This is a genomic window from Stenotrophomonas sp. SY1, assembly GCF_021202945.1.
Taxonomy (GTDB): Bacteria; Pseudomonadota; Gammaproteobacteria; order Xanthomonadales; family Xanthomonadaceae; genus Stenotrophomonas.
Window position 1 is genome coordinate 672,309 of the sequence record NZ_JAJOYR010000002.1, and the last position, 24,703, is coordinate 697,011.

Consider the following 24,703-nt stretch of genomic DNA (forward strand, 5'->3'; position numbering starts at 1 on the left):
TCATTCCTCAGGCGTCGAGCGCCTCACCGCTGGAGCGGAACACACGCAGTTTGCGTCCATCCTCCAGCACCTTGAAGCCAACGCGCTCGCCCTTGCCCGAAGCCGGGTTCAGGACATTGACGTTGGAGATATGGATCGAAGCTTCACGCTCGACCACGCCGCCGGCAACACCTGCCTGCGGGTTCGGCTTGGTGTGGCGCTTGACGATGTTCACGTTGGCGACGACCACACGGTCGCCGTCGACGCGGACGACTTCGCCCTGCTTGCCCTTGTCCTTGCCGGTGTTGACGACAACCTGGTCGCCCTTCTTGATACGGTTAGCCATGATTATCTCCTGGCGCTCACAGAACTTCGGGAGCGAGCGAGACGATCTTCATGAACTTCTCGGAACGAAGTTCACGGGTCACCGGCCCAAAGATGCGGGTGCCGATCGGCTCTTGCTTGTTGTTGAGCAGGACCGCGGCGTTGCCGTCGAAACGGATCAGCGAGCCATCGGCGCGACGCACACCCTTACGGGTACGCACCACGACGGCGTCATACACTTCACCCTTCTTGACCTTGCCGCGCGGAATTGCGTCCTTCACGGTGACCTTGATGATGTCGCCGATGTGGGCATAACGGCGCTTGGAACCACCCAGCACCTTGATGCACATCAGTTCCTTGGCACCGGAATTGTCCGCGGCGTCGAGGTAGCTCTGCATCTGGATCATGATTCAGATCTCCTTATTCAGCCGCACGCGTGATGACTTCCACCACGCGCCAGTTCTTGGTCTTGGACATCGGAGCAATCTCGGTCACGCGAACGACATCGCCTTCCTTGCAGGCGTTGTCGGCGTCGTGTGCGTGCAGCTTGGTCGAGCGCTTGATGTACTTGCCGTACAGGGCGTGCTTGACCTGGCGCTCCACCAACACGGTGACCGTCTTGTCCATCTTGTTGCTGACGACACGGCCTTCGACCGTGCGCAGCGCTTTCACTTCAGTATTTTCGCTCATAGCAGCCATCCTTACTTCGTGCTGCCGATCAGGTGCTTGACGCGAGCAATCTCGCGGCGCACCCGGCGGGTTTCATGGGTCTTCGGCAGCTGGCCGGTGACCTGCTGCATGCGGAGCGAGAACTGCTCCTTACGCAGATCGGTCAGGTGGGCCTTGAGTTCGTCAGCCGACTTCTCGCGGAGTTGTTTGATGTCCATCAGCGCACCGTCCGGGTCACGAAAGTGGTGGTCACCGAGAGCTTGGCAGCGGCCAGGCGGAACGCCTCGCGTGCCACTTCCTCGGTAACGCCCTCGACTTCATAAATCATGCGGCCCGGCTGGATCTGAGCGACCCAGTACTCCACGCCACCCTTACCGGCACCCATTCGAACTTCGATGGGCTTCTTGGTAATGGGCTTGTCGGGGAACACGCGGATCCACATCTTGCCGCCGCGCTTGACGTAGCGGCTGATCGAGCGGCGAGCCGCTTCGATCTGACGCGCGGTCAGCTGACCGTGGGCAGTTGCCTTCAGGCCGTACTCGCCAAAGCTGACGGCATTCGCGCTCCAGCTCAGACCGTCATTGCGGCCCTTGAACATCTTGCGGTATTTGGTTCGCTTGGGTTGCAACATTGCCGTTACCTCGCTTCACGAGCCGGGCGCGACGGACGGTCGCCACGGTCGCCGCGATCGTTACGATCGTTGCGCGGGCTGTCGTCCTGCTTTTCCTGGCCAACCTGGGAGAAATCAAAGACTTCGCCCTTGTAGATCCAGACCTTGATGCCGATGATGCCGTAGGTGGTGCTGGCTTCAGCGAAACCGTAGTCGATGTCGGCGCGCAGGGTGTGCAGCGGCACGCGGCCTTCGCGGTACCACTCCGAACGGGCGATTTCAGCGCCGTTCAAGCGGCCAGCCACGTTGACCTTGATGCCCAGGGCACCCAGGCGCATCGCGTTGCCGACCGAGCGCTTCATTGCACGGCGGAACATGATGCGGCGCTCCAGCTGCTGCGCGATCGACTCGGCAACCAGCTGTGCGTCCAACTCAGGCTTGCGAACTTCGGTGACGTTGATGTGCGCCGGGACGCCCATCATCTCGCTCACTTCCTTGCGCAGCTTCTCGATGTCCTCGCCACGCTTGCCGATCACCACGCCCGGACGGGCGGTGTGAATCGTCACGCGCGCCGTCTTGGCCGGACGCTCGATCAGGATCTTGGAGATGCCGGCCTGAGCCAGCTTCTTGCGCAGCATTTCGCGCACTTTCAGGTCGGCCGCCAGGTAACCAGCGAACTCGGCCTTGTTGGCGTACCACTTGGAGTTCCAATCCTTGGAAATACCGAGGCGGATACCAATCGGATGAACTTTATGACCCATGGTCTTTATCCTTTCCGCTTACTTGCCGGCGCCCACAACCACAGTGATGTGGCTGGTGCGCTTGAGGATGCGGGTACCGCGGCCTTTCGCCCGCGCCATGAAACGCTTCAGGGTCGGACCTTCATCAACCATGATGGTCTTGACCTTCAGCTCGTCGACGTCAGCGCCCTGATTGTTTTCGGCATTTGCAATAGCCGACTCCACCACCTTCTTGATCAGGTGGGCAGCCTTCTTGTCCGAAAACTTCAACAGGTTGACCGCACGCTCGGCCGGAAGGCCACGCACCTGGTCAGCGACCAGACGAGCCTTCTGCGGGGAGATGCGCGCGGTGCGCAGGATTGCTTTCGCTTCCATTGTCATCTCTCCTTACTTGCCCGACTTCTTGTCGCCACCGTGACCCTTGAAGGTCCGGGTGACGGCAAATTCGCCGAGCTTGTGACCGACCATGTTCTCGTTGACGAGAACCGGGACGTGGTTTTTACCGTTATGCACGGCAATGGTGATGCCAACCATTTCAGGCAGGATCATCGAACGGCGCGACCAGGTTTTGATCGGCTTCTTGCTGCCCGCAGCGGCCTCCACCTTCTTGACGAGGTGGTGATCGACGAACGGGCCCTTCTTGAGTGAACGTGCCATGGTCGATTAGCCCCTACGATCGCGGACGATGAACTGCTGAGTGCGCTTGTTATGGCGCGTCTTGTAACCCTTGGTCGGGACACCCCACGGGGTGACCGGATGCGGATTACCCTGGCCAGCCTTGGCCTCACCACCACCGTGCGGGTGGTCAACCGGGTTCATGGCTGCACCGCGGACGGTCGGCTTGACGCCGCGCCAACGCTTGGCACCGGCCTTGCCCAGCTTTTCCAGGTTGTGCTCGTCGTTGCCAACTTCACCAATGGTGGCGCGGCATTCGACCGGCACCTTACGCATTTCACCCGAGCGCAGACGCAGGGTGGCGTAGATGCCTTCACGAGCGACCAGCTGCACGGCTGCACCAGCAGCACGAGCGATCTGAGCGCCCTTGCCCGGCTTCAGCTCGATCCCGTGGACGGTGGTACCGACCGGGATGTTGCGCAGCGGCAGGGTGTTGCCGGTCTTGATCGGGGCGTGAGCGCCCGAGATGACCTGGTCACCTGCCTTGAGGCCCTTCGGGGCGATGATGTAGCGACGCTCGCCGTCGACGTAGCACAGCAGGGCGATATGGGCGGTGCGGTTCGGATCGTATTCGATACGTTCCACGCGAGCCGGAATACCTTCCTTGTTGCGCTTGAAGTCGATCAGACGGTAGTGCTGCTTGTGACCACCACCCACGTGACGGGTAGTGATGCGACCGTGGTGGTTACGACCACCGGACTTGCTCTGCGGCTCCAGCAACGCTGCGTGCGGTGCGCCCTTGTGCAGATCGGGCGTGACCACGCGCACGGCCGAACGACGGCCTGCGGAGGTGGGCTTGAATTTCATCAATGGCATGGGATGTACCTCAGGCCTTGGCCGTTACATCGATGGACTGGCCATCGGCCAGGCGCACGTACGCCTTACGCCAATCGCCGCGGCGGCCTGCGCGGTTACGGAAGGACTTGTTCTTGCCCTTGACGTTCAGCACGTTGACCGACTCGACCTTGACGTCGAACAGCTGCTCAACCGCGGCCTTTACATCGGCCTTGGTGGCTTCGTTCGAAACTTCGAAGACGTATTGGTTGGAGATTTCCTGCAGGCGCGCGGTCTTCTCGGAGACTCGCGGAGCGCGCAGCACGCTGAAGATTTTTTCGTTGCTGCTCATGCCAGCCACTCCTCGACCTTCTTGACCGCATCAGCGGTGATGACGACCGTGTCGGCACCGACCAGCGCAACCGGATCCAGGCCCTGGACGTCACGCACCTGCACGTAAGGCAGATTGCGGGCCGACAGGTACAGATGCTCGGAAGCCTCTTCGGTGACGATCAGCGGGCGCTTGCCCACTTCCAGGCCAGCCAGCTTGCCGATCAGTGCCTTGGTGCTGGTCGCTTCGACATCAAACGACTCAACGATGGTCAGGCGACCCTGGCGGTTCAGCTCGGACAGGATGGCGCACATGGCGGCGCGATACTGCTTGCGGTTGACCTTCTGCTCGAAGCTACGCGGCTTGGCCGCGAAGGTGACACCACCGCCGACGAAGATCGGAGCGGTCAGGGCACCGTGACGTGCGCCACCACCCTTCTGCTTCTTCGACTTCTTGGTGGTACCAGCCACTTCAGAGCGCGTCTTCTGTGCCTTGGTGCCGGCGCGAGCGGCGTTGCGGTAAGCAACGACGACCTGGTGAACCAGATCTTCGCTGAAATCGCGACCGAACACGGCTTCGGAGACCGAGACCTTGTTATTGCTACCCGTGATAACGAGTTCCATCGTCATCTCTCCTTATGCCTTGCTCGCCGGACGCACGATCACGTCACCACCGGCTGCGCCAGGCACGGCGCCGCGAATGGCAATCAGACCACGCTCGACGTCGACCTTGACCACTTCCAGGTTCTGCGTGCTCTGCTGCACAGCACCCATGTGGCCGGACATCTTCTTGCCCGGGAAAACGCGACCCGGGGTCTGGCGCTGACCCAGCGAACCCGGCGCGCGATGCGACAGCGAGTTACCGTGGGTTGCATCGCCCATACGGAAGTTGTGGCGCTTGATGGTGCCCTGGAAGCCCTTACCCTTGGTGACGCCCTGGACGTCAACCGTCTGGCCGACTTCAAAGATGTCTGCCTTGATTTCGCCACCGACGGCGAAGTCGCCGATCTGGGCGTCTTCAACGCGGAATTCCCACAGGCCACGGCCCGCTTCCACCTTCGCCTTGGCGAAGTGGCCGGCTTCCGGCTTGTTGACCAGCGCAGCGCGACGGGCGCCGACGGTCACCTGCACTGCGCTGTAGCCGTCAACTTCAACGGTCTTGATCTGCGCGATGCGGTTCGGGGTTGCTTCGATCAGGGTCACCGGGATGGAGCGGCCATCTTCAGTGAAAACGCGGCTCATGCCAGCCTTGCGGCCCACGAAGCCCAACGAATATTTCTTCGTCATGGTCGTAGTCCTCAGGTCAGCTTGATCTGCACGTCGACGCCGGCAGCCAGTTCGAGCTTCATCAGCGCGTCCACGGTCTTGTCGTTGGGGTCGACGATGTCGAGCACGCGCTTGTGCGTGCGGGTCTCGTACTGGTCACGCGCGTCCTTGTCGACGTGCGGGGAGACGAGAATGGTGTAACGCTCGATCTTGGTTGGCAGCGGGATCGGGCCACGCACTTGCGCGCCGGTCCGCTTGGCCGTTTCAACGATCTCGCTGGCCGAACGGTCGATCAAACGATGATCGAACGCCTTCAACCGAATCCGGATCTTTTGGTCCGCCATGACGGTGTTCCTATAGGTCTAAAGAGCGACGGGCCTGATCTCTGTGTGTACCAGGCCCCATGAAAACGACGGTCGGCACCGAAGCACCTCCCGTCAACGAGAATCCCTTCAAAACAGCAAGGCGGCCCGGTTACCCGGCCCGCCCCAGACATGTTCAAACGCGCAGATTCACCCCGGAATCCCGGAGTGAGCCACGCGACCTGTCCTTGTCTGGCGAATACGAGGCGCGTCCTGCTCCTCCTTTCGCTGGTTGCGAAGCATGCGTAAGACGCACCTTCGCGAGTGGTCGTGCATTCTGTCAGTGTTTTCTGGGGTTTGCAAGTCACCCCCCATCGGTGCTACGGAGGCTTCAGCTGGCGGCAGGCTTGATGATGCCCGCCGCCATTGGCACTGCGCCTATTCAGGCTGCCCGGATGGCTCCGCCCCGGCCCACAGCAGACTGTTGAACAACAGTTTGAAGGATGCGTGGGTCTGCGCACGGAAGGTGATGTCGGTTCCGAAGAACGTCAGCCTGCCCTTCCCCACGTCCGCCTCGGCGGCCAGCACCCCGCCCTGCAGGTACTCCTGGCCCCAGGCCCAGCCACTGCGCAGCGGGGTTGCCGTGTCGAAACGCAGCAGCGGCCGGATGTCGCCGCGCCCGGCGGGCAGATTGAAGACCGGCGCATTATCCCAGCGACCGTCGGAGAAATACACGTCCAGCCGCGAGGAAAGCCCCCAGTTGGCAGCACTGCGCTTGTCCACCGCCACCTGCAGGATGCTGCCCGGGATGTAGTACTCGCGCGGGTTCAGGGGCTGCGGCTGGCCGCCCTCCCCGGCCCTGCGCAGGTGACTGGTCACCGGCAGGCCGAGTTGCAGGGCCAGGCCGCTGGAGGACCCGGTGGTCACCACGTGCCCGCCCTGGTCCAGGAACTGGCGCAGCACAGCGACCGCCGGCTCGCCCTCCAGTTCGCCCAACAGGGGATGGAACTGCGCCGGAATGGTCGCCGGATCGGGCGATGCCGCAGTCCGCCCGGCCTTGCCTTCGATGGCCAGTGCCTGCGGCAACGGCAATGCGCCGCTGGGCAGGAGCAATACGTCGAAACGATCACGCAGATTGCCGGCCAGGATCTGGCGCGGGTGGACCACTTCGTAGTCGAAACCGAAGTTTTCCAGCACCAGCCGGGTCCAACCGGACACCATCGAGCCACCGTAGTGGTCCCACAGCGCAATGCGCGGGGTCCGCAGCGGTGCGCCCGCCACTTCTCCACCACTGGCCGGCCGGGCCGCCACGCCGGTACCCCTCAATGCGGTGACCAGCACCTGTTGGCTGCCAGCCGGGACCAGGAACGCACCATCCAGCGCCGGCACGCGTCGCACCGCGACGCCCGCCTTGAGCAGCCGATTGACCGCGATGAAGCTGTTGTTCTGCCGGGCATCCAGCACCCAGCCCTTGCCCGATGCAGGAACGGCCTGGTCGTCGGGCGTCCACAGCGTGCCGACAGGCAGCGGCACGAACGGCCCGTCGAAGCCCTCCAGCACGCGATCGAACGCCACGCCCATCTGGAACGCCAGGGTCCAGCCGGCCGAGTCGTAGGGAGCGATCGGCGGACCACCTTCGTACTCGAAATCGTGCGGGTGGTCCTGCGGCTCGAACATGTCACGCACATGCGGCCGGAAGGCCTGATCGGCACGTACCACGAACGAGCCGGCCGGGTAAGCCTTGCCGGCCGCGTGGAACGGCTTGCTGGCCTGCATCACCTCCACGCCCGCCAACTGCAGGGCGTTGATGAAGGCCACCGCGGTCGGCAGATCCGCCTGGTCGGCCGGCAGGATGTAGCCACGCGCATCACGCTGGTCGGGACGACGCAGCAGAGACGCCACCTGGGCACCATTCAGTTCGCCGGACTTGGCGGCCGGCGTGCCGGCCGATTCCGTCTTGGCGCGCTCGGCCGCCTTGGCCAGCAATGTCGGGCTGGCGGTCCAGCTGTCGCCACTGCCACGCTCGATTGAGTTGCGCCCCATCCGGTAGATGTTCCACAGCAGCTGCTCGCGGTCGCGCGAGGCGTAATCCAGCAGCGCCCAGTTGGCGGTGAGGCTGTAATCGATGGACTGGCGGAAATGCCAGGTCTGCGCGGCCACCGGCGCCGGCAGGTTGCTGTCGGGCAGCTGCCGCTCGGGCATGAACGGGATCTGCATCGGCGTCGGGTTGCCGGTGATCTCGGTCAGCACGCCCAGCATGTTGTGGAAGTACGGCATGGTGCGCAGGCCGCCGTTCCACCACGTCGAGTAGACGCTGCCGCCCTTGGAGACCGCACCGGGCTTGTTCTCCTGCAGGTAGCGCAGGTTCATCGCCGCGCCCAGCGCTTCGAGCCCGACCGGGATCATCGCGTCGATGTTGTAGTTGTAAGGGTCGCGGTACGGCGGAATCACGATCACCGTGCCCTTGGGCGAGGTCTGGTGATGGTTGTAGACGATCTGCGGATACCAGCGGGTGTACATCGCCAGGTTCATGTTGCGCGTTTCCTGCAGCGCAGCCATGTAGAAATCGCGGTTGTTATCGTGCCCGGCGTACTTCTGGTACAGGCGCTCGGGCTTGTCCAGCACGCGCTTGGCCGGCACCGGCTCGCGCATGTACCAGTTGGAGTAAAGCTCCTGGCCGTCCGGGTTGGCATGCACCAGCAGCACGATGGTGTCGTCGAGGATGCGGCGGGTCTCGGCGTCGTCACGGCTGGCCAGCTGCCACACCGTTTCGATCAGCTGGTGCGGGCCAACGGTCTCATTGGCATGCAGACCACCATCGATCCACACCACCGCCTTGCCCTGCGCGGCCAGCGCGCGCGCCGCATCGGCATCGTCGCGCGCCCGCGCCAGACGCTCGGAAATGCCGCGGTATTCCTCCAGCCGCGCCAGGTTGGCCGGCGAGGAGGCGATCAACATCAATTGCGGGCGACCTTCGGAAGTCTTGCCCAGCTCCACCAGGCGAAAGCGGTCCGAGCCGGCTGCGACCTTGCGGAAGTACGCTTCGGTCTGCGTGTACGTGGCGAGCATGTAGTCATCGCCGATATCGAAACCGAAATGTGATTTTGGCGACGGCGCGGCGGCAACCGCCTGCCCCATGCCAACACCAATCAACAACGCCGCGCAGGCCATGCGCCGCAGCAATACCAACCCCATCCCACGTCCTCCCGTTGCCGACAACCGCCAGCACCCTTCAAGCCAAGATCAGCGCCGTCGCTGCGGCGCTCGCTGTGCCGACAGTAGAGCAGCAAGCAGTGTCTTTCCGCCATTGCCATTGTCATGACGGCTCGCGCGCAGGCTGATCGTCCTGCAGCGTGATGACGCAAGCACCGGACACGCCGCACTTCATTGAGTCTGCAATGTGCCCCTGCCCGTGCTGTCCCGATCACACTTTCAGGCCGGGCAACAAAAAAGGCCGGGGAATTCCCCGGCCTTTTCGTCTAAAACCGACAACAGCGATCAGTTGGCGACCACGGCCTTGGCAGCGGCGACCACCGCTTCGGTGGTGATGCCGAAGTGCTGGTACAGCTTGTCGGCCGGGGCCGAAGCACCGAAGGTATCGATGCCGACCACCGCACCGTCCAAGCCCACGTACTGACGCCAGAAACCGGTGACGCCAGCCTCGACGGCGACGCGCTTGCGCACGGCGTTGGGCAGCACGGATTCACGGTAGGCCGCGTCCTGGCGATCGAACACGTCGGTGCACGGCATCGACACCACGCGGGTCTTGATGCCGGCGGCGTCCAGCTCGGCCTTGGCAGCCATGGCCAGGCCGATTTCCGAACCGGTACCGATCAGGATCACGTCCGGCGTACCGGCGGCATCGGCCAGCACGTAGCCGCCGCGTTCGATCTGCTTGACCTGCTCGGCGCTGCGCTGCTGCGGGGCCAGGTTCTGGCGGCTGAAGATCAGGCAGCTCGGGCCGTCCTTGCGCACGATGGCAGCCTTCCAGCTGACCGCCGACTCGGCGGCGTCGCACGGGCGCCACACATCGTTGTTGGGGATGTAGCGCAGCGAGGACACGTGTTCGACCGGCTGGTGGGTCGGGCCGTCTTCGCCCAGACCGATGGAGTCGTGGGTGAACACGTGGATGACGTGCGCCGGGATCAGCGCGCTCATGCGCAGCGCGTTGCGGGCGTAGTCGCTGAAGACCAGGAAGGTGGCGTCGAACGGCAGGAAACCGCCGTGCAGGGCCAGACCGTTGGCGATGGCGCTCATGCCGAACTCACGCACGCCGTAGTGCACGTAGTTGGCGTTGGGATCTTCGCCGACCACGGTCTGCGCGCCCTTCCACAGGGTCAGGTTGGAACCGGCCAGGTCGGCCGAGCCGCCGACGATCTCCGGCAGCAGCGGTGCGAAGGCCTGGATCGCGTTCTGCGAGGCCTTGCGCGAGGCGATGTTCGGCGCTTCGGCCTGCACCTGGGCGATGTAGGCATCGGCCTTGGCAATGAAGTCGTCCGGCAGCTCACCGTGCGAACGGCGGGTCAGCTCTTCGGCCTGTTCCGGGAACTGTGCGGCGTACTTGTCGAACAGCTGTTCCCACTCGGCCTGACGCAGCGTGCCGGTGCCACCTGCACGCCAGCCAGCGTAGATGTCTTCCGGAATCTCGAACGGGCCATACGACCAGTCCAACGCCTTGCGGGTGGCTTCCAGTTCGTCCTTGCCCAGCGGTGCGCCGTGGCTGGATTCCTGGCCGGCCTTGTTCGGCGAGCCGAAGCCAATGGTGGTCTTGCAGCAGATCAGGGTCGGCTTGTCGAACTGCGACAGCGCCGCATCGATGCCGGCCTTGATGCTTTCCGGATCGTGGCCGTCCACGTCGCGCACCACGTTCCAGCCGTAGGCCTCGAAACGTTCCGGGGTGTTGTCGGTGAACCAGCCTTCCACTTCACCGTCGATGGAAATGTTGTTGTCGTCCCAGAAGCAGACCAGCTTGCCCAGGCCCCAGGTGCCGGCCAACGACGCAGCTTCGTGCGAGATGCCTTCCATCAGGCAGCCGTCGCCCATGAACACCCAGGTGCGGTGGTCAACGACTTCGAATTCCGGGCGGTTGTAACGCTGTGCCAGCAGCTTTTCGGCCAGGGCGAAGCCCACGGCATTGGCCAGACCCTGGCCCAGCGGGCCAGTGGTGGTTTCCACGCCCGGGGTTTCATGACGCTCCGGGTGGCCGGCGGTCTTGCTGCCCAGCTGGCGGAAGGCCTTGAGCTGCTCGATCGGCAGGTCATAGCCGCTCAGGTGCAGCAGCGCGTACTGCAGCATCGAACCGTGGCCGTTGGACAGCACGAAGCGGTCGCGGTTGAACCACTTCGGGTTGTTCGGGTTGTGGCGGAGATAGTCGTTCCAGAGCACTTCGGCGATATCGGCCATGCCCATCGGCATGCCGGGATGACCGGACTTGGCGGCTTCGACCGCATCAGCGGCAAGGAAACGGATGGCGTTCGCCAACTGGCGGCGGGTGGGCTGCGTCATGGTTCGTCGGAATCGGGAGGCTCCCGCGGAACTGCGGGCGGCCTATTGTCCCACAAGCCACCGCGCGGTTCAGTCCGTGAAAGGCCCCGCCGGCAGCCGGAAGCTGCACAATCGGCCAACAAAATGCCCACCCGTTCAGGGTGGCCATTTGGCCGTGCGCTGGTCGAAAGCTCAGCCCTGCGGGTGGTGCCGGCCCAGGCTGTCGTCGCTCTCACCCCGCGCCACCAGGGTGGTCAGGGCCAGATCGCCAGTGACGTTGAGCGCGGTACGGCACATGTCCAGGAAGTGGTTCACGCCCAGGATCAGGCCGATTCCGACCGGGTTGACGCCGACCATGGCACAGATCAGCGCCACCACCGGCAGCGAACCGGACGGCACGCCGGCGGTGCCGATGCCGCCCAGGATGCAGACCACCATCACCATGAGCTGCTGGCCGATGCTCAGGTCCACGCCGAAGAACTGCGCCAGGAAGATCACCGTCACGCCCTCGAACAGCGCCGTGCCGTTCTGGTTGGCGGTGGCACCCACGGTCAGCACGAAGCGCGAAACCTTGTGTGGGAAGCCCATCTGGTCGGCCACGCGCAGCGCGGTCGGCAGGGTCGCGTTGGACGAGGCGGTGGAGAACGCCATCAACGTGGCTTCCTGAGTCTCACGAAAGAACGCCAGCGGCGAGCGGCCGGCCAGCTTCACAGCAATACCAAAGCTGACGAACATGTGCAGCGCCAGCGCCAGCACCACCACGCCCACATAGGCACCCAGCTTGATCAGCAGGCTGAAACCGAAAATGGCCGCCAGGTTGAACATGAAGCAGGCCACCGCATACGGCGCCAGGCGGATGACCAGGTTGATCAGGGTCATCGAGACTTCGAACAAGCCCTCGATGGCTTTGCGCAGCGTTGCCACCTTTTCGGCCGGCGACAGCACCATGCCGATGCCCAGCATCAGTGCGAAGAACATCAGCGACAGAATCTTGCCGTTGTCGGAAGCCGCTTCGAGCACGTTGTTCGGCACGATCGACAGCAGCATTTCCAAGCCCTTGGGCTGGGAGCCGACACCGGCCACGATCTCCTTGCTGCGCTCGGCATTCTCGGCCAGCAGCTGCGCGGCGACGTTCGGATCGACACCCGCACCAGGCTTGAGCAGGTTGACCAGCACCAGGCCGATCAGCACCGCCACACCGGACAACACCACCGTGTAGGCCAGCGACTTCCAGCCGATGCGGCCCAGCGCGCGGATGTCGCCCATCTCCGACACGCCCATCACCAGCGCCGAGAAGATCAGCGGCACGATGAGCATGAAGATCAGGCTCAGGAACAGCCCGGAAACCGGGGTGGTCAGGTACGTGGTGACCCCGTGCACCCAACTGGCGCCGGGACTCACGAAGTGAACGATCAGGCCGAGCAGCAGACCGATGGCGAAGCCGATTCCGATCTTCCAGTGGAACGGCATCTTGCCGCTAGATGGTGCTGCATGACCCATGGGTTGCTCCCTCCAGAGAATCGAACAGCCTAACAGACAGTGAACGGCCGTCCTTTTCAGCTTTGCTCTGGATAGAGGGGATCCAGCGTCGGTTTTTCCGCCGTTGTTGCCACCGCCTTCGACCATCGCGGGCCCTTGCGGAACACCTCGCGCAGGCGCGCACGGGCCTGCGACACGTCGCCCTCACCGGCCCAGCGGGCGCGTTGCATGCGCTCGAGCGCCTGCCGTTGCCCAGCGTCGTCCAGCCGCGCGATCACGCCATCCAGGTCGGCCACGCCGGCCATCGACGCGAGGATGTGGACCACCTCGTCCAATCCACCCGAATCCAGCGCACGACGCAGATCGGTCTGGCTGTAGGTGGTTCCCGGCGAAGAACGCTCACCGCCCTGCGGCGCGTCCACGGGCGCGGCCGGCTGTCGTCGCGACAATCCCCAGATCAAGGTGACCAACCACAACAATGCAAAGCCAGCGGCCAAGGCCGGCCACAACCAGCCCACGCCGCTGGCAGGCGCCACAGGCAGCGCGTTCGCATCCAGTACCGAGGTGGCCTGCGCGGCTTGTGGAAGCGGCGGCGGAACCAGCCCACCGCTGCCCTGCGCCACCTGCACGCGCTGCTCCGGCAACGCGGCGGTCTGCAACTGGCCGGCCTGCACGTCCCACCATTGCATGCGGATACCCGGCACAATCAAGGCACCGGCCTGCTGCGGCACGATCGAATAGCGGCGCTTGAGTGTCAGCTGCGGGCTGCCACCGCTGAAGGTTTCATCGTATTGCGGCGGCTCGGCGAACACCTGCGCCACATCGCCCAGCGAAGGCACCGGCAGTTCCGGGAACTGCGCCTTGGTCGCGCCGCTGGCGGTGGCCTGCACTTCGAAGGTGATCGCCTCACCGGTGCGGCCTGCGTCCGGCGCAGCGATGTATCGCAGCTGCAGGTTCTTCAACGGCAGCCATGGTTGCGGTGCATCGGTCGGAATGGCCTGCACCTGCAGGGTCTGGTCGGGTGCGCGTGCACTGAGCTGGCCGCTGTCACGTTCAAAGAAATCGTCAAAGAAACCGCCCACGCCCTTGCCGCTGAAACGCGCACCGGCCACCACCAGCGGACCACTACGCTCGGGTATCAGCAGGAAGCGACGCTCGACCACGTTGTAGCGCCGCCCGCCCACATCGCGCGTCGAAGTACGGTCATCACCAACACGCTGCAGAGAAGCACCGGCCGGCGTGTCGAGCACCAGTTCACCGGATGCCAACTGGGTGGCGAAGTACAGCCGCACCACCACGCCGACGCTCTGCTGCACGTAGGGCTGCGGGTCATCCACCTCGGTTTCGATGAAGGCCAATGCGTTGCTGCCGCGCGTGGCCACCGCCACCTCGCGAACCACCAATTGCAGCGGCGTGGTCAGCGCACTGCCCACCTGCAATGCAGGGACGTTCAATGTTCCGCTGCGACGCGGCTTCAGCACCACACCAAACAAAGCGCTGCTGCGGATGCCGCCATTGCCCATCTGCATCTGGCGGTTGCTGCTGTGCCCGCTCACTTCGAAATCGGCCTGCAACGGCCGGTAGTCGGGCGCCCCCGCCTGGTCGGTCTCGATGTTCAAGGTGACGGTTTCACCCTGGTTGATGCTGTCGCGGTCCAGCCAGGCGCGGGTCTGCGCCTGCACCACACTTACACAGGCCAGCAGGACCATCAGCAACCACAGCCTCGCGTAACCGCGTCCGTTGTTCGTCTTCATCGGCCTTCCCGCATCCGTCGCTCGTACTCGAGCTGGAATTTCGCTTTCAACAGATTCCCCGGTTCGTCCGGCACACGTTGCATCCACGCATCGACCGCCTGCTGCTGCTCACGCTGCTGCGGGGTCATCGCCGCGCGCGCGGCATCCTTCTGGGCCTTGTTCTGATCGGCCTGTGCCTGTTGCTGGCGCATCGCCTGCTCCATGCGTTGACGCTGTGCCTGGTCGGCCTGCTGCTGCTTGCCGGCATCTTCGGTTTCCGGCTTCTGCTGACCGGAACGTGGTGAAGACGGCTCATCCTTGCCCGGTTGTTTCGACGCCGGTGACGGCTGCTGATCCTGCGCCTGCCCCTGTTGCGATTGCTGGGACTGCTGGCCCTGTTGGCCCTGCTGCGCGGCGGGGTCATTCGCCCCCTGGCCCTGCTGAGAATCCGAAGAATTCTGTTTTGCGTCGCCCTTCTGGCCTTGCTGCTGGCCCTGCGACTTGTCGCGCTTGCGCGCAGCATCGACCGCCGCACGATTGGCCAGCGCATCCGGCATGCCCGGTTGCAGCTTCAGCGCCTGATCGTAGGCAGCAATGGCTTCGTCGTACTTGCCCTGGCGGGCCAGTGCATTGCCCAGGTTGTATCTGCCCTGGTCGCTCTGGATGCCTTCAAAGCGCTGCTGTGCGGCGGCGAAATCACCGCGCCGGTAGGCATCAACGCCCTCGGCCAGGCGTTGATGTTCGCGCTGGTCGGCACGCTGCCACCAACCACCGGGTTCGGCCGCGTGCGCCGGCTGCATCATCGGCAACAACAGGCACAACGCAACCACGGGCAAGACCCGACGCGGCCGACGGAACGCCAGCAACGCCAGCAGCAGCACCGGCGGCAGCAACCAGTAACCTTCGTCCAGCCAGGCCTTGCCGGTCTTGTCCTGCGCGTTCTTCGTGGCCTGTGCCAGTGGCTCCAGCACGTCCAGTGCGCGCAGATCCGCATCGGTGCTGGCGATGCGCTGGTAGCGACCGCCGCCGGCAACAGCCAACGCACGTAGCGAGCCCTCATCCAGATGCGCGTGCGCGATGGCGCCACGCGCATCGCGATACGCGGCACCTTGCAGCGTGCCCAAGCCCAGTGCCGACACCTGATAACCGCCCGCACGCAGCTGCGCGGCAGCGGCAAGCGCAGCCGCATCGCTGTGATCGGTCATCAACAGTACCTGCCCCTGACGCGCGCCGGACTGCTTGAGCAGTTCGCCAGCCCAGGCCAATGCCTTGTCCGGCTTGTGCCCGTCCACCGGCATGATCTCCGGCGACAACGCGTCAAGGAACAACGCCACGTTGGCGGTGTCGTCGGTCAGCGGCGCCACGGTGAACGGCTCCCAGGCGAACGCCACCAGCGCCACTTCGCCACCCTTGCGCTCGCGCAGCAGCGTTGCCAGCTTGCTGCGTGCCTGCAACAACCGTGAGGGTGGAAGGTCGGTGGCGCGGATGCTGTTGGAAAGGTCCAGCACCACCACCAACGGTGTCTTTGCTTCCCACAATGGCTGTTCCAGTTGGCGCCAACTCGGCCCGGCCAACGCCAGTACCGCCAGCAACAAACCAAGCACCAACGCCGCGCTACCCAGCCAGCCGTGCTTGCCGCTGCCGGCCAGCAGGTGCGGCAGCAGATGCGGGTCCACCGCTTCATGCCAGCGCGTGCGCCGCCGACGCCGATACCAGCTGCCGAGCAGTGCCGCTGGCACCAGCAACAATGCCCACAGCCATTCCGGGCGCAGGAAATGCAGTTGCTGCCACAGGTTCATGCACGCACCCCACGCCAGGCCAGCGCCAGTACACCCAGCAGCAGGGCAACCGCCAACGGCCATGCATAACGTTCAATGCGCGGGCGCACTGCCGGGCCTTCGCTCCTGACCGGTTCAAGCCGATCCAGCTCGGCGTAGATGCCAACCAGTTCGTCGGTATCACGCGCGCGGAAGAAACGGCCACCGGTTTGTTCTGCGATACCGCGCAGGGTCTGCTCGTCGACCGGGTCTTCGCCACCGGGCAGCTGCACGCCAAACAGCGAGACGCCACCGCTGCCGCCAAAGGCCACCGTGTACACGCGCACGCCTTCGGTCTTGGCCAACTCGGCGGCCTTCAGCGGGTCCAGCACGCCGGCGGTATTGACGCCATCGGTCAGCATGATCAACACCCGCTGGCCTTGTGGCTGGTCGCGCAGACGTTTGACCGACAACGCAATGGCATCCCCCAATGCGGTTTCGCGCCCCGCCAGGCCGACCACGCTGTCGCGCAGCTGTTCGCGCACGGTGGCGCGGTCGGCGGTGAGCGGCGTCAATGCATAAGCCTGTTGGCCGAACACGACCAGACCGATGCGGTCACCTTCGCGGCGCTCCAGGAAGTCGGCCAGCACCGCCTTGGCAGCGGTCAGCCGGTCCACGATCTGCCCGCCCAGTTGCATGTCCGGCTCGCTCATGCTGCCGGACAGGTCCACCGCCAGCATCATCTGCCGCGCCTGTCGCGGCGGCTCCACCGGCTCGCCCAATTGCTGCGGCCGTGCGATGGCTGCGCACAGGAAGAACCAGGCCAGCCACAGCAGCAGGCCGCGCAACCAGGCCGAACCTTTCCCGTCGACATGCTGCAACTGCAACCGGGACGGCGCATAAGGCACGCGCAAGGCCGGCGTATCGGCCTGCTCGCGCAACGGCCACCAACGCATCAACACCGGCACCGGCAACAACAGCCACAACCACGGCCAGGCAAAACCGGGCAGCGTAGCCAGCAGCGCATCCAGCCAAGCCTGCATCAGCGCCGCCCCGCCATCAATTCAAGGAAACGCGCCTGCGCAAGTTGGCAGGCACGATCGGCGGCCCCGGCATCCACGCTTGCACGAAACCCACCATCCAGCAGCAGCCGACCATCACCGGCACTGAAATCATTGCCTTTGCGGCCATCCAGGAAGCGCAACCAATCCTGCCCCTGCAACAACACCGCCTGCGCATCCACCCGCCGCGCGGCACGCCGCAGCAGTTCCGATGCCGCGGCCAATCGTGCCGGGGCATCGGTGGCCGCGCGCATCACCTGCTGGTCGAACAACGCCAGCCAACGCTGACGCTGGCGTCGCCTACGCCCGTACATGACCAACACCAGCACGGCCAGCGCAACCACGACGGCGATCACCCACCACCAGCCCGGAGCCGGCGGCCACCAGGCCGGTGCGGCCGGCAGATGCACATCGCGCAGGGGCAACTGCGCAGCCATCAGCCCACCACCCGCTGCATCGGCGCGGTCAGCCAGGCATCGCTGGCTTCGTCGCTGACGAGGCTGCTGACCCTGATTCGTCGCCCGGGCAATTGCCGGGCCAACGTTTCCACCGGGCCAACCATCGCCGCGTGCCAACCCTGCCGTACGCTTTCGGAACCCAGATCCACCTGCATGCGTCCGGCCGAGGTGGCCAGCGGCAGCACGCACTGTGGTGGGGTGGTTTCCAAGGGGTCCAGCAGCAGCACGAGATGCACTTCCACATGCATCGACAGCGCCGACCAGACTGCCGCCGGCACCGCCACGGCACTGGCGGGATCGGCCAGTACCACCGCTCGCGCGCCGGGGTGCAGCACGCGCGTCGCCCTTTCCAGCGCCAACTGCAGCCCGGCATCATCAGCCGGTGGCTCGGCATACCAACGGCTCAATGCATCCAGCACCCGAAGCACGCCCCGCGTTCCACCGGCTGGCGGCACCAGCGACTGCTGCTGCGACCCGCGCAGGGCGGCAAGGCGATCGCCATCGCGCAGCGCCGACCAGGCCGCGACCGCACCGGCTCGTGCGGCCTGTACCGACTTGAAGCGCACACGCGTGCCGAAGTACAGCGCGGCAGCGGTATCGGCCACGATCAACGTGACCCGCTCGCGCTCGGTCTGGAAAGTCTTGGTGTGTGTCGCATCGGTGCGCGCGGTCAATTTCCAGTCGATGTGGCGCGCATCATCGCCGGCCACATACTCGCGTGACTCGGCGTATTCCATGCCACGGCCACGCTGTGTCGAAGCGGCGCGACCGCTCACCACGTAATGCCCGCGGCGCCCCTGCCGCCCCTGCACAGCGGACTGGCGCAAGGCGATCAACTCGGCCAGCCGTGGAACGATTCCGTTGCCCGGCTCGCTGGCGGCAACAGCTGCATCCGCCACATGGCTACTCATGTAACGCCCCACATCATCCGGGCATCATCGCGCCGCGCTGGCCCTTGGCTGCGGTCCATCGGGCCGGCCTCAAGGCAACGGCACGCAATCGAGCAACGCCGCCACCAGACGCTCACCATCCCAGCCCTCGGCCGCAGCTTCGTAACTGGGCAAAACGCGGTGACGCAGCACGTCCGGCGCGACCGAGCGGATGTCATCCGGCGTGACATAGTCACGGCCTGCCAGCCAGGCACGCGCACGTGCGCAACGCTCCAAGGCAATTGAACCGCGTGGGCTCGCGCCCCATGCGATCCGCGCGGCCAGACGAACGTCATAGGGACGCGCATCGCGCGAAGCCAATACCAGCGCCACCAGATAGCGCTCCAGCTGCGGCGCCATATGCAGTTCAAGCACCGCACGTCGTGCCTGTTCGATCTTCTGCAACGACAACTTCTGCTCGACCGCCACGATATGCTGCACCGCGCGCAATGCCCGCTCGCGTGCCAGCCGCAGGATTTCGGTCTCCGCGTTCGCGTCGGGATAGCCGATCCGCACGTGCATCAGGAAGCGGTCCAACTGTGCTTCCGGCAACGGGAACGTGCCCTCCTGCTCGATCGGGTTCTGCGTGGCCATCACCAGGAACACATCCGGCAGCGGGTAGGTGTTCCTGCCTACGGTCACCTGCCGCTCGCCCATCGCTTCCAGCAATGCCGACTGCACCTTGGCCGGCGCACGGTTGATCTCGTCGGCCAGCAGGATCGGATGGAAGATCGGGCCGGGCTGGAACTCGAAACGCCCCTCCGCCGCGCGCCAGATATCGGTGCCGGTGAGATCGGCCGGCAGCAGGTCCGGGGTGAACTGGATGCGCGCGAAGCTGGCATCGATGCGCGAGGCCAAGGCGCGGATCGCGGTGGTCTTGGCCAGGCCGGGCGCGCCTTCGACCAGCAGGTGGCCGTCAGCCAGCAGCGCGATCAGCAACCGGTCGATCAGCAGTTGCTGGCCGACGATCTCGCTGGCCAGCGCTTCGCGCAGTTCGGTGAATTCCTGGTGCAGGCCAGCATCAGCGGCCGGCGCGTCCATCGGGGTAGGCAGCGAGGGGGACAGGTCCATAGGCGCAGTTTGACCGACTTGCTGTGAAATAGTTTCAATTCTGCTGGCGCCAAACGAAGAAGGGCCGCCATGGGCGGCCCTTCTTCAGGTTTTGGTCAACTGACTCAGGTGCCCTTGGCCACACGCAGGATCTTGGGCGTGACGAACACCAGCAGCTCAGCCTTTTCCTTGCTGCGGCCGCGCTTCTTGAACAGCGCACCCAGGAACGGGATGTCGCCCAGGAAAGGTACCTTGGCCACGCTGCTGCGATCACTGAACTCGTACACGCCGCCGATCACCACGGTCTGGCCGTCCTCCACCAGCACCGCCGTATTCACTTCACGACGGTTGATGATCGGCACGTTGCCGTACTCCTCCACGTCCATGTAGGAATCCACTTCGTCCTTCTTCACGTTCATGTTGAGGAAGACGCGGTTGTCCTGGGTGATGGTCGGGGTGACCCGCAGTTCCAGCAATACTTCCTTGAACTGCACGTTGGCGGTGGCTGCACCGCCGGAGCCGCCACCGCTGATGGTGACGTAGCCGATCTCCTTACCCTGCTTGATCACACCTTCACGCTGGTTGGCGGTGACGATGCGCGGGTTCGAAACCACCTCGCCACGGCCCTCTTCCTGCATGGCCGACAGCTCGACGTCCAGCGAGAAGTTGCGGCCCAGCAAGGTGTACGCAAGGGCACCCGCAGGATTCGAAGTGAAGATCTTGGCCGGCAGATTGACGTTCAGGCCGTCAGTGCTGACTTCGCCATCCTCGATGATCGTGGTGTTGCCTTCCAGCGAACCACTGACAGCCTGGGTACGGTCACCGATGCGACGCCCCTGGAAGCCGAAGCGCGCACCCAGGTCACGTGCGAACGTGTCCGAGGCGATGACGATGCGACCCTCGATCAACACCTGATCCACCGGGCGGTCGATCACGCTGATCAGCTCGCGCATCTGCGCGACCTTCTTCGGGATGTCGCTGATCATCAGCGTGTTGGTGCGGTCATCAGCCACCAACATGCCGCGCGGCGACAGGAATCCGTTTTCCTGCTTGTCGCCACTTCCACCATTGCCACCGCCACCACCGTTGCTGCCGATGCCCTTGGCCTCGGTCAGCGCCTTGAAGATCACGCCGGCGTTGTGGTAGTTGATCTGCACGTAGTCGGTGATCAGGCCTTCGCGGTTTTCAATCGCGATGCGTGCGTCTTCCTTTTCCAGCTCGAACTTGGCCAACTCCGGTTGCGGGGCGACCCAGATCACGCCGCCATCGCGACGCTTGTCCAGGCCCTTGGCACGCAGCACGATGTCCAGTGCTTGGTCCCACGGCACGTTGACCAGGCGCAACGTGACGTTGCCCTGCACGGTGTCAGACGCCACCACATTGAGATTGGACTCCTCGGCGATCAACTGCAGCACGGTGCGCACCGGCACGTCCTGGAAGTTGAAGGTCACCGGGCGACCGCTGTATCCACGGGCGGCGACGGTCGCTGCGGCCTGGGCCACGGTCTTTGCGGTGATCGCACCGGTTGCGGATGCTTCCTGGCGCGGCGAGATCTCCACCACATACTCATTGCCGGCCTGATAAGCCAACGACTCGAACGGGCCATTGGTGCTCAGCACCAATTGCGAACCACCGCCAGAAGGCTTGGCGTCGATGCGCTGCACCGGCGTGGCGAAATCCACCACGTTGAGCGGGCGTTGCAGTTCGGCCGGCAGCGTGGCATTACCCACATCCACCACCACGCTGTTGCCCTGGTTGCGCAGGTCAGGGCTCGCGCCCTGTCCGTCGAACTGCAGGATCAACCGACCGGCGCCGTCATCCCCGCGCTTGAAGTCGATCTTGGTTACGGCAACCGCCGACGCCGCCTGCTGGGTACCGGCGGCACTGCCACCGGCAGCCATCGGCTGCGCTGCGAACGAAGAGCCGCACACCGCTGCCAACGCCACTCCCAAGGCGCAGACGCGGACCAGTGCATGGCGCCGGATGGGACGCAGGCTCAGGGCTTTGGTAAAAGTCATCGTGCTATCCCCTAATCAATCAACGATCGTCCAGCGCAAGCGAGGCTGGACGCTCCAGCCAACCGCCAGCGCCGTCCGGCACCAGTTCAATCAGTTCAATCCCGTCCTCGCGCACACCGGTGACGCGGCCATCGCTCTGGCCCAGGTACACACCCGGACGAACGCGATAGGTGACCTTGTCCGGCCCCATCACCAGGGCGACCATGCCAGCGCCGCCGCCACCGAGCGTGCCAACCATGTCCAGGCTGTCGAGCGGGAAAGCTTCCAGCGGCTCCTTGCGACGGTCCGGATCGGGCCGCAGCTGGTTGCCACCATCGGCCATCACCCAGGCATCACTGAAAGGATCACGCATCCCCTGTGCTGCGTATTCAAAGGTTTCAAACTGCTGCATGACCGGCAGCGGCGGCAAAGCCTCGGCCGGGCGCGCGCGTTCGTCGGCCACCCACTTTTCCAGATTGGGTGCTTCGCCCGGCGTGCTGGTCACGCTTCGCGTACAGCCGGCAAGCGCCATCAGACAAGTGATGCCCATGGCGAGGGAGGAAGTCTTGTTCATGTCTTACTTCCCTCCCTTTTTCTTGGCTTTCTCGGCTTCGGCCAGCATCTTTTCCTGGTCTTCCAGCTCACCATCATCCAGGTAGCGATAGGTCTTGACCGTGCCGGACAACTCCAATGCCCCGCCCCTGGAGATCACTCCCTTGGGATCGCGCGGCTTGAGGTTGATGTCGTGCATGGTCAGGATCACCACCCGCGGCAGCGAGGCCACACCGCTGACGAAGGCACCGAACTGGTGGTAGCTGCCCACCAGACGCAGTGCGATCGGCTTCTCGGCGTAGAACTCCTTGAGCGATTCGGCACCGGGCTGGAACAGCTCGTTGTTCAAACCGCTGGACAGCGCCGTCTGCGACACGTCGATGATCAGGTCCGGCATCTCGGTCTTGCTGGGCAGCTGCCGCAGCATCTGCTGCAACACCTGCTCCATCTGCGCCAGCTGCTGCTTCAGCGGCTCCAGGTTGGCGGCACGCTGCTGCTCCCTGGAGAACTCCTCGCGCAGCTTGACCTCCTTCCCTTCCAGCGTTTCCAGCTCTTCCGCCTGGCCACGGACGACCGCCAGGTAGGACAAGCCTACGATCAGCACTGCCAACAAGGCGCAGAAAACCATCTTCGCTTTCTGTGGCCAGTTGCCGATGTTGTTGAAATCCAGCTCTTTGGCGTTGAACTTCTTGCTCACGAACGCGCCTCCTTCTGCACGGGCGCAGCCGCTGGCTCGCTGGCCTTGGGTTCACCCGTGGTGCTGGCAGCAGCATCAGTCGGTACCGTTGCCGCACCTGCCGCTTCGGTAGCAGGCTGCTGCTCCTGATTCTCACCAGGTGCCGGCAGCTTCACCCGCAGGGTGAACACGTAAGGCAACGATTTGATGTCCACCGCAGCGCCGGTACTTTCCTGGGCCTTGGCTTCGATGATCGAAAGCTCGGGGCTGCTCATCCAACCCGACCCTTCCAGGTTGCGCATGTAGGTACTCACGCGCGCATTGGACTGGGTCCGACCTTCCAGGGTGAGGATGTCGCCTTCCTGTTTGAGCGCGGTCAACACCACGCCATCAGGGATGGTGCGCACCAGCGAATCGAACAGGTGCACCATCTGCGACCGCTTGCCCTGCAACTCCTCGATCACCGCCTTGCGTGCAAGCAGACGTGCTTTCTGCTTGTCCAGGCGCTGGATTTCCTCGTTCTGTTGCTTGACCTTGGCGATTTCCGTATCGAGATAGGCGTTGCGTTCGTTCTGCCCGCTGATCTGCTGGCTGTAGAAGAACCACAGCAGGCCGGACAGGAAAACACCCGTCAACGCGGCAAAACCCAGCATCGCGTAGAACTCACGCTGACGCTGTTTGCGGCGCTCCTCGCGCCACGGCAGAAGATTGATCCGTGCCATCAGTCGTATCCCCTCATGGCCAGGCCGGTGGCAATCATCAACGCCGGTGCGTCCTGTGCCAGGGCATGTGCCTGCACCTTCGGCCCCAATGTCATCTGTGCCAACGGGTTGGCGACCGAGGTAGCCACGCCAAGCTGTTCTTCCACCATCGTCGGCAACCCGGCCAGTGCAGCACAGCCGCCTGCCAACACGATGTGATCGACGCGATTGAACTCGCTGCCGGCATAGAAGAACTGCAACAGGCGGCTGATCTGCTGCACCGTCGCTTCCTTGAACGGCTCCAGCACTTCAACCTCGTAGCTCTCCGGCAGCCCGCCCTGGCGCTTGGCCAGGCCTGCTTCCTCGTAGCTGAGCCCGTAACGGCGCATCACTTCGTCGGTGAGCTGCTTGCCGCCGAACACCTGCTCGCGGCTGTACAGGCTGCGACCGCCGCGCAGAACGTTGAGCGTGGTCATGGTCGCGCCGATATCCACCAGCGCCACCACCGCATCACTGGCCACCGGAAGCTCGCTGGCGACGAGCGCGAACGCGTTCTCAACCGCGAACGCCTCCACATCCATCACCTTGGCTGTCAATCCGCCCAGTTCAAGCGCCGACTGACGCAACTCCACGTTCTCCGAACGCGAGGCGGCCAACAGCACCTGCACCATTTCCGGATTGTTCGGCACTGCTCCGAGCACTTCAAAATCGAGGTTCACTTCCTCGATCGGATACGGAATGTAATTCACCGCCTCCAGCTCGACCTGCGCTTCCATTTCACCCTCGTCCAGGTCCGACGGCATCGGGATCACCTTGGTGATCACGGCCGAACCGGCCACTGCCGCGGCTGCGCTCTTGGCCTTGGTCCCGGAACGCGCTACGGCTCGTCGAATGGCCTCCCCGACCGCTTCGACCTCAACAATGTTCTTTTCCACGACCGCATTCGGCGGCAATGGTTCCACAGCGTAATGTTCCACGCGAAAACGGTTGCCGTTGCGTGAAAGCTGAAGCAGCTTCACCGCAGTCGAACTGATGTCGACACCAATGATTGGCGTCTGGCTCTTTGGGATAAGCCCCACGGATTCTCCCCTGCCGATGGGCACTTGGACGCACTTTTTGCGCCCGCGCATTAATAACGGTTTTACAGCAATTGGCAA

Annotated in this window: 27 protein-coding genes; all 27 read right to left on the reverse strand. The window is 64.3% G+C overall.

Annotated elements, in window-relative coordinates; translation table 11 throughout:
• Positions 1 to 7: 7 nt before the first annotated feature.
• Positions 8 to 325, reverse strand: coding sequence for a 50S ribosomal protein L24 (rplX, locus tag LR961_RS14575; RefSeq protein WP_053519745.1), 318 nt, complete (start codon positions 323 to 325; stop codon positions 8 to 10).
• A gap of 16 nt (positions 326 to 341) precedes the next feature.
• Complete coding sequence (rplN, locus tag LR961_RS14580; RefSeq protein WP_019186153.1) at positions 342 to 710, reverse strand: 50S ribosomal protein L14; 369 nt, start codon at positions 708 to 710, stop codon at positions 342 to 344.
• A gap of 13 nt (positions 711 to 723) precedes the next feature.
• On the reverse strand, positions 724 to 993 hold the full coding sequence (gene rpsQ, locus LR961_RS14585; RefSeq protein ID WP_232150672.1) for a 30S ribosomal protein S17: 270 nt from the start codon (positions 991 to 993) through the stop codon (positions 724 to 726).
• Positions 994 to 1,004: 11 nt separating this feature from the next.
• On the reverse strand, positions 1,005 to 1,190 hold the full coding sequence (gene rpmC, locus LR961_RS14590) for a 50S ribosomal protein L29 (RefSeq protein ID WP_054657204.1): 186 nt from the start codon (positions 1,188 to 1,190) through the stop codon (positions 1,005 to 1,007).
• Positions 1,190 to 1,603 carry a 50S ribosomal protein L16 gene (gene rplP / locus LR961_RS14595; RefSeq protein ID WP_057629593.1) on the reverse strand — a complete coding sequence of 138 codons (414 nt, stop codon included), beginning with the start codon at positions 1,601 to 1,603 and terminating at the stop codon, positions 1,190 to 1,192. The genes rpmC and rplP overlap by 1 nt, the downstream gene beginning before the upstream one ends.
• 5 nt (positions 1,604 to 1,608) lie before the next feature.
• Positions 1,609 to 2,343, reverse strand: a complete 735-nt coding sequence (rpsC, locus tag LR961_RS14600) for a 30S ribosomal protein S3 (protein ID WP_232150674.1) — start codon at positions 2,341 to 2,343, stop codon at positions 1,609 to 1,611.
• Positions 2,344 to 2,361: 18 nt separating this feature from the next.
• The gene (rplV, locus tag LR961_RS14605; RefSeq protein WP_132866034.1) at positions 2,362 to 2,697 is read right to left on the reverse strand and encodes a 50S ribosomal protein L22; all 336 of its coding nucleotides are present in this window, start codon (positions 2,695 to 2,697) and stop codon (positions 2,362 to 2,364) included.
• A 12-nt stretch (positions 2,698 to 2,709) separates the two neighbouring features.
• Positions 2,710 to 2,979 (reverse strand): 30S ribosomal protein S19, encoded by a 270-nt coding sequence (rpsS, locus tag LR961_RS14610; protein WP_057649294.1) that lies wholly within the window; start codon positions 2,977 to 2,979, stop codon positions 2,710 to 2,712.
• Positions 2,980 to 2,985: 6 nt separating this feature from the next.
• Complete coding sequence (rplB, locus tag LR961_RS14615) at positions 2,986 to 3,813, reverse strand: 50S ribosomal protein L2 (protein ID WP_232150676.1); 828 nt, start codon at positions 3,811 to 3,813, stop codon at positions 2,986 to 2,988.
• 10 nt (positions 3,814 to 3,823) lie between these two features.
• Positions 3,824 to 4,123 carry a 50S ribosomal protein L23 gene (gene rplW / locus LR961_RS14620; protein WP_232150678.1) on the reverse strand — a complete coding sequence of 100 codons (300 nt, stop codon included), beginning with the start codon at positions 4,121 to 4,123 and terminating at the stop codon, positions 3,824 to 3,826.
• Entirely contained in the window at positions 4,120 to 4,725 is a 606-nt protein-coding gene (rplD, locus tag LR961_RS14625) for a 50S ribosomal protein L4 (protein WP_232150680.1), read from the reverse strand. The genes rplW and rplD overlap by 4 nt, the downstream gene beginning before the upstream one ends.
• 12 nt (positions 4,726 to 4,737) lie before the next feature.
• Positions 4,738 to 5,388: a 50S ribosomal protein L3 gene (gene rplC, locus LR961_RS14630; protein WP_232150682.1), complete on the reverse strand. Its 651-nt coding sequence runs from the start codon at positions 5,386 to 5,388 to the stop codon at positions 4,738 to 4,740.
• 11 nt (positions 5,389 to 5,399) lie between these two features.
• Complete coding sequence (gene rpsJ / locus LR961_RS14635) at positions 5,400 to 5,711, reverse strand: 30S ribosomal protein S10 (protein ID WP_010341589.1); 312 nt, start codon at positions 5,709 to 5,711, stop codon at positions 5,400 to 5,402.
• A gap of 396 nt (positions 5,712 to 6,107) precedes the next feature.
• Positions 6,108 to 8,864: a M14 metallopeptidase family protein gene (locus LR961_RS14640; RefSeq protein ID WP_232150683.1), complete on the reverse strand. Its 2,757-nt coding sequence runs from the start codon at positions 8,862 to 8,864 to the stop codon at positions 6,108 to 6,110.
• 303 nt (positions 8,865 to 9,167) lie between these two features.
• Positions 9,168 to 11,174 carry a transketolase gene (gene tkt / locus LR961_RS14645; protein ID WP_232150684.1) on the reverse strand — a complete coding sequence of 669 codons (2,007 nt, stop codon included), beginning with the start codon at positions 11,172 to 11,174 and terminating at the stop codon, positions 9,168 to 9,170.
• A 171-nt stretch (positions 11,175 to 11,345) separates the two neighbouring features.
• Positions 11,346 to 12,653, reverse strand: coding sequence for a dicarboxylate/amino acid:cation symporter (locus LR961_RS14650; RefSeq protein ID WP_232150685.1), 1,308 nt, complete (start codon positions 12,651 to 12,653; stop codon positions 11,346 to 11,348).
• Positions 12,654 to 12,709: 56 nt separating this feature from the next.
• Positions 12,710 to 14,386, reverse strand: a complete 1,677-nt coding sequence (locus LR961_RS14655) for a BatD family protein (protein WP_232150686.1) — start codon at positions 14,384 to 14,386, stop codon at positions 12,710 to 12,712.
• On the reverse strand, positions 14,383 to 16,164 hold the full coding sequence (locus tag LR961_RS14660) for a tetratricopeptide repeat protein (RefSeq protein ID WP_232150687.1): 1,782 nt from the start codon (positions 16,162 to 16,164) through the stop codon (positions 14,383 to 14,385). The genes LR961_RS14655 and LR961_RS14660 overlap by 4 nt, the downstream gene beginning before the upstream one ends.
• Entirely contained in the window at positions 16,161 to 17,165 is a 1,005-nt protein-coding gene (locus LR961_RS14665; RefSeq protein WP_232150688.1) for a VWA domain-containing protein, read from the reverse strand. Before LR961_RS14665 ends, LR961_RS14660 begins: the two co-directional genes overlap by 4 nt.
• Complete coding sequence (locus LR961_RS14670) at positions 17,165 to 17,620, reverse strand: DUF4381 family protein (protein WP_232150689.1); 456 nt, start codon at positions 17,618 to 17,620, stop codon at positions 17,165 to 17,167. The genes LR961_RS14665 and LR961_RS14670 overlap by 1 nt, the downstream gene beginning before the upstream one ends.
• On the reverse strand, positions 17,620 to 18,552 hold the full coding sequence (locus LR961_RS14675; protein ID WP_232150690.1) for a DUF58 domain-containing protein: 933 nt from the start codon (positions 18,550 to 18,552) through the stop codon (positions 17,620 to 17,622). The genes LR961_RS14670 and LR961_RS14675 overlap by 1 nt, the downstream gene beginning before the upstream one ends.
• Before the next feature lie 69 nt (positions 18,553 to 18,621).
• Complete coding sequence (locus tag LR961_RS14680) at positions 18,622 to 19,641, reverse strand: MoxR family ATPase (RefSeq protein ID WP_232150691.1); 1,020 nt, start codon at positions 19,639 to 19,641, stop codon at positions 18,622 to 18,624.
• A gap of 104 nt (positions 19,642 to 19,745) precedes the next feature.
• Positions 19,746 to 21,638: a type IV pilus secretin PilQ family protein gene (locus LR961_RS14685; RefSeq protein ID WP_232150692.1), complete on the reverse strand. Its 1,893-nt coding sequence runs from the start codon at positions 21,636 to 21,638 to the stop codon at positions 19,746 to 19,748.
• Between the two features lie 19 nt (positions 21,639 to 21,657).
• Entirely contained in the window at positions 21,658 to 22,167 is a 510-nt protein-coding gene (locus LR961_RS14690) for a pilus assembly protein PilP (RefSeq protein ID WP_232151160.1), read from the reverse strand.
• 27 nt (positions 22,168 to 22,194) lie between these two features.
• A complete protein-coding gene (pilO, locus tag LR961_RS14695) occupies positions 22,195 to 22,866 on the reverse strand; it encodes a type 4a pilus biogenesis protein PilO (protein WP_232150693.1) in 672 nt (223 codons plus the stop codon).
• Positions 22,863 to 23,567, reverse strand: coding sequence for a PilN domain-containing protein (locus tag LR961_RS14700; RefSeq protein WP_232150694.1), 705 nt, complete (start codon positions 23,565 to 23,567; stop codon positions 22,863 to 22,865). The genes pilO and LR961_RS14700 overlap by 4 nt, the downstream gene beginning before the upstream one ends.
• Positions 23,567 to 24,625, reverse strand: coding sequence for a pilus assembly protein PilM (locus LR961_RS14705; protein WP_345778059.1), 1,059 nt, complete (start codon positions 24,623 to 24,625; stop codon positions 23,567 to 23,569). Before LR961_RS14705 ends, LR961_RS14700 begins: the two co-directional genes overlap by 1 nt.
• Between the last annotated feature and the right edge of the window lie 78 nt (positions 24,626 to 24,703).